The sequence below is a fragment of the Agrobacterium genomosp. 2 str. CFBP 5494 genome, assembly GCF_900013495.1.
Classification (GTDB): domain Bacteria; phylum Pseudomonadota; class Alphaproteobacteria; order Rhizobiales; family Rhizobiaceae; genus Agrobacterium; species Agrobacterium pusense.
On the sequence record NZ_LT009718.1, the window covers coordinates 796576 to 811558 of the forward strand.

General features: G+C 60.3%; 11 protein-coding genes and 1 tRNA gene. 8 read left to right on the forward strand and 4 right to left on the reverse strand.

Annotated features, from left to right (window positions below):
- The first annotated feature begins 10 nt into the window (after window positions 1–10).
- Window positions 11–739 carry a ligase-associated DNA damage response endonuclease PdeM gene (gene pdeM, locus AGR2A_RS03750; RefSeq protein ID WP_004439820.1) on the forward strand — a complete coding sequence of 243 codons (729 nt, stop codon included), beginning with the start codon at window positions 11–13 and terminating at the stop codon, window positions 737–739.
- 14 nt (window positions 740–753) lie between these two features.
- Here the strand turns inward: pdeM and AGR2A_RS03755 are convergent, their stop codons facing one another.
- From AGR2A_RS03755 to podJ, 4 genes are all read right to left on the reverse strand, one after another.
- Window positions 754–1191 (reverse strand): universal stress protein, encoded by a 438-nt coding sequence (locus AGR2A_RS03755; protein ID WP_006697645.1) that lies wholly within the window; start codon window positions 1189–1191, stop codon window positions 754–756.
- Window positions 1192–1348: 157 nt separating this feature from the next.
- Window positions 1349–2176, reverse strand: a complete 828-nt coding sequence (locus tag AGR2A_RS03760) for a TIGR02186 family protein (RefSeq protein ID WP_006697646.1) — start codon at window positions 2174–2176, stop codon at window positions 1349–1351.
- Window positions 2173–3099 (reverse strand): sulfite exporter TauE/SafE family protein, encoded by a 927-nt coding sequence (locus tag AGR2A_RS03765; RefSeq protein ID WP_072528763.1) that lies wholly within the window; start codon window positions 3097–3099, stop codon window positions 2173–2175. Before AGR2A_RS03765 ends, AGR2A_RS03760 begins: the two co-directional genes overlap by 4 nt.
- Before the next feature lie 261 nt (window positions 3100–3360).
- Window positions 3361–7104 carry a cell division protein PodJ gene (gene podJ / locus AGR2A_RS03770; RefSeq protein ID WP_080822404.1) on the reverse strand — a complete coding sequence of 1248 codons (3744 nt, stop codon included), beginning with the start codon at window positions 7102–7104 and terminating at the stop codon, window positions 3361–3363.
- A 376-nt stretch (window positions 7105–7480) separates the two neighbouring features.
- Between podJ and AGR2A_RS03780 the strand changes: the two genes are divergently transcribed.
- The 7 genes from AGR2A_RS03780 (at window position 7481) to AGR2A_RS03805 (ending at window position 14981) form a co-directional block, all read left to right on the forward strand.
- Entirely contained in the window at window positions 7481–9277 is a 1797-nt protein-coding gene (locus AGR2A_RS03780) for an acyl-CoA dehydrogenase C-terminal domain-containing protein (protein ID WP_072493959.1), read from the forward strand.
- 36 nt (window positions 9278–9313) lie between these two features.
- The gene (locus tag AGR2A_RS03785) at window positions 9314–10522 is read left to right on the forward strand and encodes an acetyl-CoA C-acetyltransferase (protein ID WP_072493960.1); all 1209 of its coding nucleotides are present in this window, start codon (window positions 9314–9316) and stop codon (window positions 10520–10522) included.
- A gap of 138 nt (window positions 10523–10660) precedes the next feature.
- Window positions 10661–12877 (forward strand): 3-hydroxyacyl-CoA dehydrogenase NAD-binding domain-containing protein, encoded by a 2217-nt coding sequence (locus AGR2A_RS03790; protein WP_072493961.1) that lies wholly within the window; start codon window positions 10661–10663, stop codon window positions 12875–12877.
- A 155-nt stretch (window positions 12878–13032) separates the two neighbouring features.
- Entirely contained in the window at window positions 13033–13464 is a 432-nt protein-coding gene (locus AGR2A_RS03795; RefSeq protein ID WP_072493962.1) for a hypothetical protein, read from the forward strand.
- 284 nt (window positions 13465–13748) lie between these two features.
- Window positions 13749–13824: transfer RNA gene (locus AGR2A_RS03800), tRNA-Phe, on the forward strand.
- Window positions 13825–14389: 565 nt separating this feature from the next.
- Entirely contained in the window at window positions 14390–14662 is a 273-nt protein-coding gene (locus AGR2A_RS29950; RefSeq protein ID WP_234797415.1) for a hypothetical protein, read from the forward strand.
- Entirely contained in the window at window positions 14577–14981 is a 405-nt protein-coding gene (locus AGR2A_RS03805) for an alpha-ketoglutarate-dependent dioxygenase AlkB (protein WP_234797406.1), read from the forward strand. The genes AGR2A_RS29950 and AGR2A_RS03805 overlap by 86 nt, the downstream gene beginning before the upstream one ends.
- Window positions 14982–14983: the final 2 nt, after the last annotated feature.

Consider the following 14983-nt stretch of genomic DNA (forward strand, 5'->3'; position numbering starts at 1 on the left):
AACGATAAAAGTGCTGAGCCGGCTGACATTGAGCGACAGGTTTTCCAACGGCTTCGAATGCCTGGGCAGCGAGACCGCCATCAACGGCGTTTCCGCATGGTGCGACCCTTTGGGTGGGCTCTACCTGCCCGACCTGTCGCTGCTCGTCGTTTCCGACCTGCATCTGGAAAAGGGTGCGGCTTTTGCAAGGCGTGGACGCATGCTGCCGCCCTACGACACCATCGCCACCCTCAAGATACTGTCTTCCCTCGTCAGCCGCTACGATCCGAAGATCGTCGTCAGCCTCGGCGACAATTTTCATGATCGCGTCGGCTCCCAGCACCTGCCGCTGCCGTTGCGCGAACTTATCCGCGAGATGGCCCGCGGTCGCGAATGGATATGGATCAACGGTAACCACGACCCCGATGGCACGGTCGATCTGCCGGGTTCTTCGGTGGATGAGATGTTTTACGGCAATCTCGTTTTCCGCCACGAGCCTAAGCCGGGCGATGCGGCCGGTGAAATCGCCGGTCACCTGCACCCCTCCGCCACTGTGCGACGCCGCGAGAAGACGGTGCGGCGGCCCTGTTTCGCCACCGATGGTTCGCGTCTGTTGATGCCGGCATTCGGGGTCTTGAGCGGCGGGCTGGATTTGCGCCACAAGGCAATGCGCGGCCTGTTCGATCATGCCGCTCTCGTCGCGCATCTGATGGGGAGAGATCGCATCTACTCGGTGCGGTTTTCCAGTCTGCTCGGCTGAGATTTTAGCGCAGCCTATTGGCGGTAGACCAATACCGGTATCTTCGAATTCTTCAGCACCTTGGCGGTGACACTGCCGAGCAGCATCTCGACGAAACTCCTGCGCCGGTGCGAGGCCATGGCGATGAGGTCGCAGCCGGTCTTGTCGGCTATTTCAATGATCGCCTCGTCCGGCCGCCCCGCCCGCGCCAGCAGGGCCTCGCAATCCAGCCCCATGGCGGTGGCATGCGCCTGCGTATCGCGAAGCAGATGCTCCGCCTCTTCGCAACGGTGGAATTCCTCTTCGGCAATGGCGGCAATGTCCTCGACATCGCTGGCAATCACATGAAAGGGTTCCGATACCGTCACCACGGTCACCTTTGCGCCTGCCTCCTTGGCGAGAGCGAACCCTTGGTCGATTGCGATCTGCGCCAGCGGCGAACCATCGGTGGGAATGAGAATGTGCTTGAACATGACATTTCTCCTTTTCATCCCTGTTACAACCGCACTTGCCGCCATCAGCTGCGTGCGTTTGTAACGCCTTGAATTTTACAGCAAACCCCGGAAGGAAGCGAATGCTATCTTTGCCCGTGCGGGTGGCAGACGCTCTCTTTTGCGCGATTGAAAACGCTCAGTCCTTGCGGAAGATGATGCTGGCGCCCCAGCCGGTAACGACGGCGAGCAGAACGCAAAGCGCGCCGTAAGCAAGCGGCGTCTGATGCGCGGCATCGGTGATCGCCTGTTCCATGCCGGTCTTGACGACGCGCAGTTTTAATTCGCGCTGGGCGATGAATTTGCCGCTCTTGAAGAGATAGGCGCGTGCCGTGTGCACCCCGTTTGGCACGTTGGCGGGCAGGCGCAAGGTCGCCCAAAACAGGCCCGTGCGTTCCAGCCGCACCCCGGTCGTATCATTGCGGTAGATGCCGCTCGAAAGCTTGAGCCGACGATAGGCCTCCTGAAAATCGAAGACATTGTCGGGCACGCCCGAAAAGACAGCGCTTTTGAGCGACAGATGGTCGACGCCGAGCCCCATGGCGCGCAGCGTTCCGGGGGAGGCGACATCGCTGATATTGCGGGTGCTGGCCATGGAGTAGGATTCCGGCAGCGGCGTGAAGGTGATGGCGCTGGTATTGATCCAGATGCCTGCCACACGCTCCTTCTTGCGCACGGTCATGTAGTCGCTCGGCCCTTCCAGCGTCACCACGATATCATATTGCCCGATGGCCAGTAGCAGCTGGTCGGTATTGTTGAGTGCGCCGAAGAGGGTGAAATCCGCCCCGCGAAAATCCGAGGCTATCGGAATTTCCGTCGTCGAAGCGCCGATTTCGATGTTTTCCTGCAGGGGGCGCTGCTGCGGACCCGGCGGCAGCGCAAGCGGCGGCGTCTGGGCGGAAGCAGTTTGCCCGAAGGAAAGACAGGAGAGCAGGGCAAGGGCGGCAAGCAACAAATGGCGGGTCAATAACCTAACCCCCCGACGGCGACCGAAAACAGATCTTCCGGCCGAACCACCAGCGATACCGCAAGGCGAAGGGCGACGGCGAGAACAAGAAGCGCCAGCAGCGCACGCAGCTGTTCGCCGCGCAGTTTCTGGCCGACGCGTACACCATATTGCGCGCCGATGACGCCAGCCACCATCAGGATGAAAGCCAGCACCACATCGACGGAGTAGTTGGTCGCTGCCTGTACGACGGTCGTGTATGCGGTGACGAAAATGATCTGGAACAGTGAGGTGCCGACAACCACACTGGTGGGAATGCGTAACAGATAGATCATCGCCGGCACCATGATGAAACCGCCGCCCACACCCATGATAGAGGTGAGTATGCCGATGCCGAAACCGAGCGTGACGACTGGAATGATGCTGAGATAGATCTTCGATTTCTTGAACCGCATTTTCAGCGGCAGGCGGTGTACCCAGTTGTGGTGTCCCGGCCGGCGCAGCGTCACCGTCTCGTTGCGGGCGGCACGTCTCAGCGCCGAGATGCTTTCTTTCAGCATCAACCCGCCAACGGTGCCAAGCAGGATGACGTAGAGCAGCGAAACGATGAGGTCGAGCTGGCCGATGCTGCGAAGGAACGAGAATATCCACACGCCGACCGTGGCGCCCATGAGGCCGCCCACGAGCAGAACGCTGCCGAGCTTGACGTCGAGCGTCCCGCGCCGGAAATGCGTGATCGAGCCTGAGACGGAGGAGGCCACTACCTGGTTCGCGCCGGTCGCCACGGCGACCACAGGCGGAATATTGTAGAAGATCAGAAGCGGGGTGATTAGGAAGCCACCGCCGACACCGAACATGCCGGACAAAAAACCGACGGCCGCGCCCATGCCGAGAATGATGAAAATATTCACCGACAGTTCTGCGATCGGCAGATAGACAGTCACGGCTCGGACCTCGGGCAAATGGTTCCGGGCGGCATGGCTTGTCCGGTGAGGGGGCCTTGCCGCGATTTACACTTTCTGTCTGAAAAGACCGGGCATGCCCAGCCTTCATCCGTCATGCCCGCGAGGGCCTAACCTGTCAACATTCAACGGTAAATACGTTGATAATTTGGAAAGATAGAGGTCTGGCGAAGGCAGCCGCCCACATTCCTGTCAGGCGTTGCAAAAAAGCGGCCGGGGGCCGCTTTTTGGGTTTCAGAACCATTATTTATTGCGGGCGAGAAGCGCTGTCACCAGTTCGTTGGTAATGCGCCCGTCCGGGGTCTGGCCCACGGATTTCTGAAAGTCCTTGATGGCCGTCACGGTGTTCTTGCCGAGCTTGCCGTCCGGCTGCCCGGCATCGAAGCCGTTCTTGTTGAGGATCGCCTGAATGTTGCGGATCGCCTTTTCCATGTCCACGGAGGCGGTTTTCACGCCTTCCTTGCCAGCCCACTCTTCCGGCGGGTTGACGCTGTTGGCATCTTCCGAAAGCGGCTTGACCTTCCACGCCTCCACCTTGGCCTTGGCGCTCTGGAGCTGCTGCGGGTTCAAGGCCCCCGCCACTTCGTCGCGCTTCTGGGCGGCATCGGCATCGCCATCCTTGGCGGCAATGGCGAACCACTTGTAAGATTCCTCGATATCCTGTTTCACGCCGCTGCCGCGCGCATAGAGGATGGCAAGATTGAACTGGCTGTCGCGGACGCCGAGTTCGGAGGCCTTGATGAACCACTGCGCGGCGGCAGCAAAATCCGGCTGGCCCGCCGCGTCGGAAGCCAGCAGGACGGCAAGATTGTGCATGGCGCCCGCATTGCCCTGTTCGGCGGCCAGCGTGTAATAGCGCTTGGCTTCCGGAAGGTTGCGTTCGACGCCGTTCGCCTTCTCGTAGAGATTGGCGAGACGATATTGCGCGGGCGCAAGACCGCGATCGGCAGCCAGTTTGTACCACTTCGCGGCTTCGGCACGGTCGGCGGCAACGCCGCGACCGTCGGTGTAGCGGGCTGCGATTTCGAAAAGCGCCTGCGTGTCGCCCTTGGCGGCGGCTTCAGCAAGCGATGCGGGCTCTATCCCGGCGGGAACGACGATGGCGCCGTCGGCGGGAGCGGCCGTGAAGACGGCCTCAGCCGGTTTCGGCGGTTCCGCCTGCGCGACGGTGCCGGATTTTGCGGGATCCACGGCGGGAACATCGGCGACCGGCGGCTCCTCGGGTAGCGGCGCACCGCCAATGGTCCGGTGGTCAATGGTATTCTGTGCAGGAGCGGAGTTCCCGATGCTGTCGGCCGGGGCTGCCTGCTCGGATCCGATCGCGAGGTCAGACGGTATGGTGACGGCCTTGTCGCCGGTTTCGGGAAGGGCGGAAACCGGTGCATTGTCCATCTTCTGTTCAATCACCGGCGCCGGGGCTTCCGTGCCGCTGATCAGTGTCTTGACGAGGGGCATGGCCATCATCGCCAGAAGGATGGCACCGATACCGAGCAGCAGCGGCCGGCGATAACGCGAAAGAGCCGAAGTTTCGGTCTTCCTTTTCTTCTTGCCGGTTTCAAGCTTTTCCGGCGCTGTTTCCATCGCGGCGGCCTGCGCGGCACGGCGGGCGGCGGCGATGAAGTCCGTCCGTCCTTCCGCGTCCACGGCCTTGCCGGTGGCGGCCACCTGGCTGGCGCGCACGCGTTCCAGGATTTTCTTGATATCAGGCGCGCCCGAACCGGGCTCCAGGAGTTCGTTCTCCTGACCGGCTGGCAGAACGTCGATCGGATCAAGCGACGGGGCAGGCTCAACCTGGGTGCGGGCGGAAGAGGCCGATACGGGTTCTTCCTTGGTCTTTGCGGGCTTCGCCGTGCTTGTTTTGAAGCGCTTCGTCAGCCCGGCGAGCAGGCTCGTTTTCTCTGCTTTTGCGGGCTTGACGGCAGCGGGCGGCACGATGGCGGTCGCGTCGTTGTCGCTGACATCCTCGAGAATGGCCTGCTCTTCGGCTATATAGCCCTCTTCCGAGAATATGGCGGCCGGCATCGCGACGTCGTCGCGGCCTGCGGCAACAGCCTGCTGTGCAACGTGACGGGTGGGCTCTTCGCGGTAGGACGGTCCGTTGTCGAGATTATCCAGGCGGCCGGCAATCTGCACCAGCGTTTCGTGCAGTGCTTCGAAGGTGCGGTGCGTGCGCTCTTCGGTGTTGCGGCTCAGCGCTTCAAGGTTGCGCAAATCGGCCGCAAGGTCGGTCAGCATCGACATGTCGGCGATGTTCGCGCCGGCCGAGAGGTTGTTGCGGGTATAGGCGTCGAGAACGGCCTCGGCTGCCTGCCGGGCCGCTTCGATGATATATTCGTCGTTCGAAGCCATATAGTCTTCGATCGCCGCCATGCGCGCATCGAGTTCAGGCGACATGCCTGCGGCCTGCATCTGAACCGGCTGGCTGATCAGCGTCGAGAGATGGGCGATCTGGTTTTCAAGGCTCGCTAGCGCATGGCTGTCAGCGGGGGCGGCATGGGCGGTCTCATCCAGTCGCGCGGCGATAGTGCCAAGCCGCTCTTCCAGGCGCGAAAAGGCGCTTTCACTGAGGCCCGATGCCAGCTGCGGCTGGCTATAGCGATAATCGAGCTCCTCGATCTGCCGAGAGAGCGTGTCGAGCCGTTCGGCCAGACCCTCATTGACGGTGCCGTGGTCGAGCGCATCGATCTTGCGGGAAATGTCGCTGAGGAAAGACGTCAGCTCCGCCTGTTGCGAAGGGCGCTGCGACCGTTCCAGAAGCAGTGAAAGCTGGTCCAGTCGCTCATGCAGTTGCGCTGCATCGCGCGCGGTGCTCAGCTCATCGATCTTGCCGGCCAGCGCTTCGAGGCGCGCGGTAAGATCAACGGAGGGTTCCGGTTTTGCAGCGGCGAGGCGGTTGATATCACCGAGCTGTTCGGCGAGGCCGTTCAGGCGGTTTTCCAGTCGCTGGGCGAGCGCATTGTCGGTTGCCTGCGCATTGGGGCGTGTGCCGGTCGCCGCAATGGCGCGGCTGATTTCGTCCAGCCGCTGATCGAGACCGGAAAACTGTTCGCTGAAGACCGCTTCATTCGGCTGCATGTGCTTGCCGAGCTGCTCGACCGCGCTGGCGATCGCGATCAGCTTCTCCTCGAGCACGCGAACGGCCGGATTGTTGCTCATGCCGCCGAGCTGCGTCTTGATGTCATCGAGACGATAGGCGAGGGAAACGATTTCATCCTGAAGGGCGCCGGCATCGAAACCACGCAGCGTGTCTTCCACATTGTTCCAGCGGCTTTCGATCCGATGGACGCTGTCTTCGCGTGCGAGCTGGTCAATGGTGAGGCGTAGGTCCTCGAATTCGTTGCGCAGCGCATAGACATCCGGAGATGCCAGATTGCCGAGCTGGTCGATGCTTCCGGCAAGCCGTGCGATGTCATCGCGCAGATCGCCGATGAATTGCTGGTCTTCCGCCGCGGCGCGGATATTGCGGATTTCCGCGCGCAGTCCCTGCGCCTCCCGCGCAACGCCCTCGGCAATATCGTGCTTCAATTCGTGGCGGAGGTTCACGAGTGCCTGCGCGATTTCCTGCAGGGCCGCGTCATTGCGTGGCTCCTGATAGGGCGGGATGGCGCGTGCGCGCGGTGCGGCCTGAGGAGCCGGCTGGGGCTCCCTCTGCCGATATTCCGGCGCGAGCGGCCGTGTGATCGTGCGTTCCGGGCGGGCGGCAGGTTCCTGCGGGCGCTGGAAGCTGGTCTCCAGCAGACGCTGGCGCTGGCGTATTTCATTGACGGGATCAAGTTGCGGTGGCGTCACGCTTGTGCGTGGCTCGCGTGGTGCGGCATAGGTTTCGCTCTTCGTTTCCGGCGTGGCGCCAGCGGCCCGCTGGTCGCGCGGAAACTTCTGGCTCATCAACCCTTCGATGCGGGCTTCAAGGCCTTCAATGGTGCGATTGAGAGCATCAAGAGACGACCTGTCGCTTGGCTGTTGGGTTTTCGATCGCAATCCGTTCATCTTTTCGCTCGCTTCGCTTCCGCCCGCCGTGCCCGGTTATCTGTCGCGACGTTGCCTGTTTGGACACGCCGTCGCCGCAACATGCAGCAATTCTAGAGCCGGTATTTGCCCCCGTGGAGGAAAATGCGCCGATGAACGAAGCAGTTACCTCCATCGGGAGAATTCACGAAACGTGGTAAAGAAGTGGTTAACCAAGGTCGGAATTTTTAACTTTTGCGATGCAGGCCGAGCCCCGCGGTGGTGCGGAGGACAATTACGCAAAAAGGGAGAGCGATAACCCCATGGAATTTATTTGACGTTTACGCGCACGTCAAATATTGTCACGTCATATCGGCCGGATTATCTCCGGCGCCCACGATGCGGAGGAACATCGGTAATGCCTGTTTACAAGGCCCCAGTTAAGGACACGCTTTTTATCCTGAATGACGTTCTCGGCCTGGAGCGGTATAACAACCTGCCCGGCTTCGAGGATGCGACGCCCGACATGATCGAGGCAATCACCGGCGAAGCGGCAAAGCTTGCCGAGGAACGGCTTTTCCCACTCAATCTTTCCGGGGACCAGCAGGGTTGCAAGCGCGCCGATGACGGTTCTGTCTCCGTGCCCGATGGTTTCAAGGAAGCCTATGACGCCTATTGCGAAGGCGGCTGGATCGGCCTTGCCGTTCCCCAGGAATTTGGCGGGCAGGGCCTGCCCTATACGCTGCATGCGGCGATCGGCGAATATATGTCTTCCGCCAACCTGTCCTTGATGATGTATCCCGGCCTGACACAGGGCGCTATTGCCGCCATCCTCGTGCATGGCACGCAGGAACAGAAGCAAACCTATCTGCCGAATATGGTTGAAGGTACCTGGTCCGGCACCATGAACCTCACCGAACCCCATTGCGGCACCGATCTCGGTCTCCTGCGCACCAAGGCGGTGCCGCAGGGAGATGGCACTTACAAGATTTCCGGCCAGAAGATCTTCATCTCGGCTGGTGAACATTCCATGACCGATAATATCGTCCATCTGGTGCTCGCCCGCATCGAGGGCGCACCTGAAGGCACGAAGGGTATTTCGCTTTTCATCGTGCCGAAATTCCTGGTCAGCCAAGACGGCACGCCCGGTGAGCGCAACGGCGTCACCTGTGGTGCGATCGAGCACAAGATGGGTATTCACGGCAACGCCACCTGCGTCATGAATTACGATGATGCGACGGGTTATCTGCTCGGTGCGGAAAACAAGGGCCTTTCGGCCATGTTCGTGATGATGAACGAGGCGCGCCTCGGCGTCGGCCTGCAGGGGCTTTCCGTGGGCGAAATCGCCTATCAGAATGCGGTGGAATATGCCCGTGAGCGTATTCAGGGCCGTTCGCTTTCCGGCGCGAAATTCCCGGACAAAAAGGCCGATCCGATCATCGTGCACCCGGATATCCGCCGCACGCTGATGACCATCAAGGCCTATAACGAGGCTGGCCGCGCTTTCCTTTTGTGGACAGCGCTGCAATCGGACATCGCCCACCGCTCGACCGATGAGAAGGAGCGGCAGGCGGCAGACGACCTGCTCGGTCTCGTCACGCCGATCCTCAAGGGTGTTCTGACTGACAAGGGCTTCGACCACGCCGTGATGGCGCAGCAGGTGTTTGGCGGTCATGGCTACATCGAAGAACATGGCATGAGCCAATATGTCCGCGATGCGCGTATTACCATGATCTATGAGGGCGCTAACGGCATTCAGGCGCTTGATCTGGTGGGCCGCAAGCTCGGCATGAATGGCGGCCGCGCCGTCATGGCGCTGTTCAAGGAGATTGGCGATTTCTGCGAGGAAAACCGCGGCGATGAAAAGCTCAGCCTCTACACCAAGGGTTTGAAGAAGGGCTTGAACGACCTTCAGGCCGCAACCATGTGGTTCATGCAGAACGCCATGGCCAAGCCAGACAATGCCGGTGCCGGCTCGACCGACTACATGCATCTCTTCGGCATCGTGGTGCTGGGCTACATGCAGGCGCGCATGGCGAAAGCCGCCAGCGAAGCGCTTGCAGCAGGCAGCGCTTCGGATGAGGATTACCTCAAGACCAAGCTTGTCACGGCGAAGTTTTACATGGAGCGCATCATGCCGGAAACGGCGCTGCGCAAGGCCCGCATCGAAACCGGGGCGGACACCATGATGGAACTGGCCGCGGAAGCATTCTGAGACATCTGGCGTTTCTGACGCCACAGGGAGAGAGTTATGACCGACGTATTTATCTACGACCATGTCCGCACCCCGCGCGGACGCGGCAAGAAGGATGGCAGCCTGCATGAGGTGCCATCCGTTCGCCTTGCCGCCAAGACGCTGGAAGCCATCCGCGACCGCAACGGGCTCGACACTTCCGCTGTCGATGACATCATCATGGGCTGCGTCGATCCTGTCATGGATGCCGGCGCCGTCATCCCCAAGGCCGCCGCCTTCGAGGCCGGTTACTCCAACAAGGCGCCGGGTATGCAGATCTCGCGCTTCTGCGCCTCCGGTCTCGATGCCATCAACTTCGCAGCCGGCAAGGTCAAAGCCGGTTCGGACGATATCGTCATCGCCGGCGGTGTCGAAAGCATGTCGCGCGTCGGTATGGGCATGTCGGGCGGCGCCTGGTACATGGACCCCTCGGTCAACTTTCCGGCCTTCTTCATGCCGCAGGGCGTGTCGGCCGATCTGATCGCCACGAAATACGGTTTCTCCCGTGACGACGTCGACGCCTATGCCGTCGAAAGCCAGAAGCGCGCCGCGCACGCCTGGGAAAAGGGCTATTTCAACAGGTCGGTCATTCCGGTGAAGGACCAGAACGGCCTGACGATCCTTGACCGCGACGAGCACATGCGCCCCGGCACCGATATGCAGGCGCTGGCTTCGCTCAACCCGTCCTTCCAGATGCCCGGCGAAATGGGCGGCTTCGAAGCTGTCGGCATCATGGCCCACCCGGAAGTGGAGCGGATCAACTATGTGCACCACGCCGGCAACTCATCCGGCATCGTTGATGGTGCCGCCGCCGTGCTGGTTGGTTCGAAAGCGGGCGGCGAGGCAATGGGGATGAAACCGCGTGCCCGTATCAAGGCCTTCGCCAATATCGGCTCCGACCCGGCGCTGATGCTTACCGGCCCGGTGGATGTTACCAAAAAGCTTCTGAAGAAGACCGGCATGTCGCTTGCCGATATCGATCTCTTCGAACTCAACGAAGCCTTCGCCGCCGTGGTCCTGCGCTACATGCAGGCTTTCGACATCGACCACGACCGGATGAACGTCAATGGCGGCGCAATCGCCATGGGTCATCCGCTAGGTGCAACCGGCGCGATGATCCTCGGTACGGTGCTGGATGAGCTGGAACGGCGCGATCTGAACACCGCGCTCGTCACGCTTTGCATCGGTGCAGGCATGGGTACAGCAACCGTCATCGAGCGGGTTTAAGGCAGCGGCTACGGCCCGTTTCCGTCATCCTCGGGCTTGACCCGAGGATCTATCCCCGGTGCTTGGATCCTCGGGTCAAGCCCGAGGGTGACGAGGAAAGCGGAGCGGCCATTACGATTCAGGGAAGAGGAATCCCAAATGAGCACTTACACCAATTTCACCATCGAGACGGACGCAGACGGCATTGCCCTCGTCACCTGGGACATGCCGGAAAAGTCCATGAACGTCTTCACGTCAGAGGTGATGGACGAGCTGAACGCCATTCTCGACGCCACCGTCGCCGATAGCGCCGTCAAGGGCGTCGTCTTCACGTCGGGCAAAAGTACCTTTTCCGGCGGCGCCGATCTGTCGATGATCAAGTCGATGTTCTCCTTCTACAATGACGAGAAGACGAAGAACCCGGATCAGGCGGCAGCAAAGCTGTTCGAGCTGGTGGGCCGCATGACCGGCCTGTTCCGCAAGATCGAGACCAACGGCAAGCCCTGGGTTTCGGCCATCAACGGCACCTGCATGGGGGGCGCTTTCGAACTGTCACTCGCCTGCCACGGCCGCGTGGCCTCCAGCGCCAAGAGCCTCAAGATTGCACTGCCGGAAGTCAAGGTCGGCATCTTTCCAGGTGCTGGCGGCACGCAGCGCGTGCCGCGTCTGACGGACGCGCAATCCGCCTTGCAGATGATGACGACAGGCCAGTCGCTGACCGGTGCGCGCGCCAAGGCCATGGGGCTGGTGCACCAGGTAGTCGAGCCGGATCAGCTGGTCGCAACCGCAAAGCAGATGATCAAGGACGGCCTGAAGCCGGTCGCGCCCTGGGATGAAAAGGGCTTCAAGGCGCCCGGCGGCGGCATCTGGACGCCTGCGGCTGCCCAGCTGTGGCCCGCCGCTCCGGCGATCCTCCGCCGCGAAAGTGCCGGCAACTATCCGGCCGCACTCGCCATCCTCAAATGCGTTTATGAAGGCCTGCAATTACCCTTCGATACGGCGCTGAAGGTAGAGCAGCGTTATTTCACCGAAATCCTTCGCTCGAAGGAAGCCTTCGGCATGATCCGCTCGCTGTTCATTTCCATGCAGGAGCTCGGCAAGGGTGCGCGCCGTCCGTCCGGCCAGCCGAAGACGGAGTTCAAAAAGGTCGGCGTCGTTGGCGCGGGCTTCATGGGGGCGGCCGTCGCTTACGTCACCGCCGCAGCGGGTATTCCCGTCACGCTGGTGGATCGCGATCAGGAAGCCGCAGACAAGGGCAAGGGCCATTGCGAGGAAAGCGTCAAGGCCGCCATCGGCAAGGGTAAGTTGACGCAGGATGAAGGCAAGGCCTTGCTCGATCTCGTCACTCCCACGGCGGATTACACTGCATTGTCTGATGCCGATCTCGTTATCGAGGCCGTCTTTGAAGACCGCGACGTGAAGAAGGCCGTCATTGAGGCCGTGGAAGCCGTTCTGCCCGAAGGAGCGATCTTTGCCTCCAACACCTCCACCTTGCCAATCACGGGGCTGGCAAAGAACTCCAGGCGTCCGACCGATTTCATAGGCATCCACTTCTTCTCGCCGGTCGAGAAGATGATGCTGACGGAAGTGATCCTCGGCAAGGAAACTGGCGACAAGGCGCTCGCCGTCGCACTTGATTATGTGGCCAAGATCAAGAAGACCCCGATCGTCGTCAACGACACCCGCGGCTTCTTCGTCAATCGCTGCGTGCTGCGTTACATGGCCGAAAGCTACGACATGCTGATCGAAGGCGTGCCGCCCGCGATGATCGAAAATGCAGCGAAATTCGCCGGCATGCCGGTCGGCCCGCTGGCGTTGAACGACGAAGTGGCCATCGATCTTTCCTACAAGATCCTGAAAGCCACCGTCGCCGATCTCGGCGAAAAGGCGGTCGATCCGCGCCATATGGAGCTGGTGAAGAAGCTGGTGGAAGGCGAGGGCCGCTTTGGCCGTAAGAACGCCAAGGGCTTTTACGACTACCCGCCAAAGCCCGCCAAGAAGTCCCTCTGGCCTGGCCTGAAGGACCTCTATCCGCAGCAGAAGCCTGAAGACGTGGATATGGAGGTGCTGAAGCAGCGCTTCCTCGTCACCGTGGCGCTGGAAGCCGCTCGCACGGTTGAAGAAGGCATCGTCACCGATCCGCGTGAGGCGGATGTCGGTTCCATCCTCGGTTTCGGCTTCGCGCCCTATACCGGAGGCGCGCTGTCCTACATTGACGGCATGGGCGTGAAGAGCTTCGTGGCGCTCGCCGAAAAGCTCAGCGAGACATACGGACCGCGCTTCCAGCCAACGCCGCTGCTGAAGGATATGGCCGCCAAGGGCGAGACCTTCTACGGTCGCTTCGATCCCTATGCCAGCGCCGCGAAGGCGGCCTGAGGCTCCAGTGAGATGATTGAACAGGCCCTTCGGGGCCTGTTTTATTATGCCTGTCTACCCGCTTTCCATGCATCCTTTGCCGGGCTGAGGCGTTGAAAAGGCTGACCGGGCAAAAGCGCCCGCCGCCGCAATTCAGCACGCCTCAGGAGACAGCGATGAAAGCACCACTGCGATCCCACGGTTTCGATAAGCCATCAGACCTGGACGACGAGTTGGCCGAACTGGTCGAAGAGGCGGAAGCTGTGGCCGCCGAAGAGACGGTGGAAAAAACCGCAGCCAGGAGGACACCTGCCGCCAATACCGTCGACCCGGCGCTGCGTGCCGAACTAGACGAGCTTCGCCAACAGGTCGAAAAGATCCGGCGTGATGTCAAGCGGCTTGAGGCGGCCGGGATGTCCCGCCACAAGCCCGCACAGCCCCACCATGAACGCGACCGCGAGAATTCCCGCCTGATGACGGTCGTGCGCTCCGTAGCCGTCACCTCGCTTGCAAGCCGCATCTTTGCGTCTTCGCCCGTCATGGCGGCGCTGGTAGCCGTGGTGCCTTTCGCGCTTGGTTTCGCAGCACGGCGCCGCGAAGGGGCATAGCCCCACCTGCCATGCTGCGCCCGCCACCGGCCGGGATCGGTCCCTCGCAAACATGACGGCGGGCAAATGCGCTCTGGCATCAGGGGGCCACACAATGAGTTTTCCTGCGTGAACCGGCCTTCGCCCTGCGCTCTTTCCAGCCATCCACAGGCGCCGTGAAAAAACTGTCAAAAAACTTCGGAAGGGCGCTTGCCATGTTCGAACAAGATGTTATAACCCCGTTCACTTTCGGGGCGCAAACGACCCCGACCGCGAAAAGCGGAGGTTCTTCAAGGACCTGAAGTGCCCGGATAGCTCAGTTGGTAGAGCAGCGGATTGAAAATCCGCGTGTCGGTGGTTCAAATCCGCCTCCGGGCACCATTAAATCTCCAGACTGATAAATTTATATAGGTGCGTGTTCGGACCGATCCGACCTAATCTTTTGAGATTCAACGATAGCCATAATGGCAATAAACATTTGCCTCGTGGGCGGGTAGGCGAAAATCCTCGTAAATATGTTTTTTGGGTGAGTGTATTTCATCCGCTAACATTATCCCAGAAATATCAGATGTTTGGCAGATTCTTAACCTTTGCTTAATGGATTTTTTGCCCAGCTTGGCGATTTGCCATTCCGGTGACCGTTTGGCGTGAGATGCTCGTGACAACAAAATTGATCGCCGTTTTCTTGGGAGTGCCGCAGCCCATCTTTTGAGCTCCGGCAAAGTTGCAATTACTGTCGTAAACAGTTCTCACTACGATGGAGCCTTTGATATGGATCGGGCTGCTGAACGCAGTGGTTTTGCTAGACCGGTTGCGTACCCGTTTCAGTTTTCCGACTATCCGGGATACGCACACATAAAACGAAAGATGACGGCACCTCTGCGCTAGATGAGAATGACGAGTTTGTAACACACGTTTGTCATCGTAAAGGGAGAACAGCCCGCAAATGGATCATACTGTAATTCCATCTTCTTTACCGCCCGGCGTCATATATTTCGGTGACTTCCTTTCGCCGCAAGAGGAAGCTGCCACCGCAACCATATTGGATGCCGGTGGATGGAGCACGGAACTGAAGCGTCGTGTGCAGCATTTCGGTTATCGGTATGACTATAAAGCCCGCGCAGTTGCGCCGGATGCCTTATCTCGGGCCTTTGCCGCCATGGCTGGGCGTATTCGCCAGAAGATTAGTGAGGAACGGCCACTGCGAGAACTTGCCTGATCAGGTTATCGCGAACGAATACTTTCCAGGGCAGGGCATCAGCGCGCATGTCGATTGTGTCCCCTGTTTCGACGATACAATCGTGTCGATAAGCCTTCTATCCGCTTGCGAGAAGGTTTTCCGCGATTTGCGCGAATCCGGCACATGTGGCGTTGTGCTTCAGCCCCGCTCAGGTGTCCTGCTCATGGACTCCGGGCGTTATCATTGGACTCACGAAATTCCGGCTCGCAAATCGGATATTGTGAACGGGGTAAAGACCGTTCGAAGCAGGAGGATTTCCCTGACTTTTCGTAAAGTCACTGCTTCAACGCGCACCTAAGC

Excerpts from the sequence above, each read along its gene's own strand:
- AGR2A_RS03755 (WP_006697645.1), bottom strand. The coding sequence starts at position 1,191 with ATGTTCAAGCACATTCTCATTCCCACCGATGGTTCGCCGCTGGCGCAG.
- podJ (WP_080822404.1), bottom strand. The coding sequence starts at position 7,104 with ATGAACGGATTGCGATCGAAAACCCAACAGCCAAGCGACAGGTCGTCT.
- AGR2A_RS03780 (WP_072493959.1), top strand. The coding sequence starts at position 7,481 with ATGCCTGTTTACAAGGCCCCAGTTAAGGACACGCTTTTTATCCTGAAT.
- AGR2A_RS03785 (WP_072493960.1), top strand. The coding sequence starts at position 9,314 with ATGACCGACGTATTTATCTACGACCATGTCCGCACCCCGCGCGGACGC.
- AGR2A_RS03790 (WP_072493961.1), top strand. The coding sequence starts at position 10,661 with ATGAGCACTTACACCAATTTCACCATCGAGACGGACGCAGACGGCATT.
- AGR2A_RS03795 (WP_072493962.1), top strand. The coding sequence starts at position 13,033 with ATGAAAGCACCACTGCGATCCCACGGTTTCGATAAGCCATCAGACCTG.
- AGR2A_RS29950 (WP_234797415.1), top strand. The coding sequence starts at position 14,390 with ATGGATCATACTGTAATTCCATCTTCTTTACCGCCCGGCGTCATATAT.
- AGR2A_RS03805 (WP_234797406.1), top strand. The coding sequence starts at position 14,577 with ATGCCTTATCTCGGGCCTTTGCCGCCATGGCTGGGCGTATTCGCCAGA.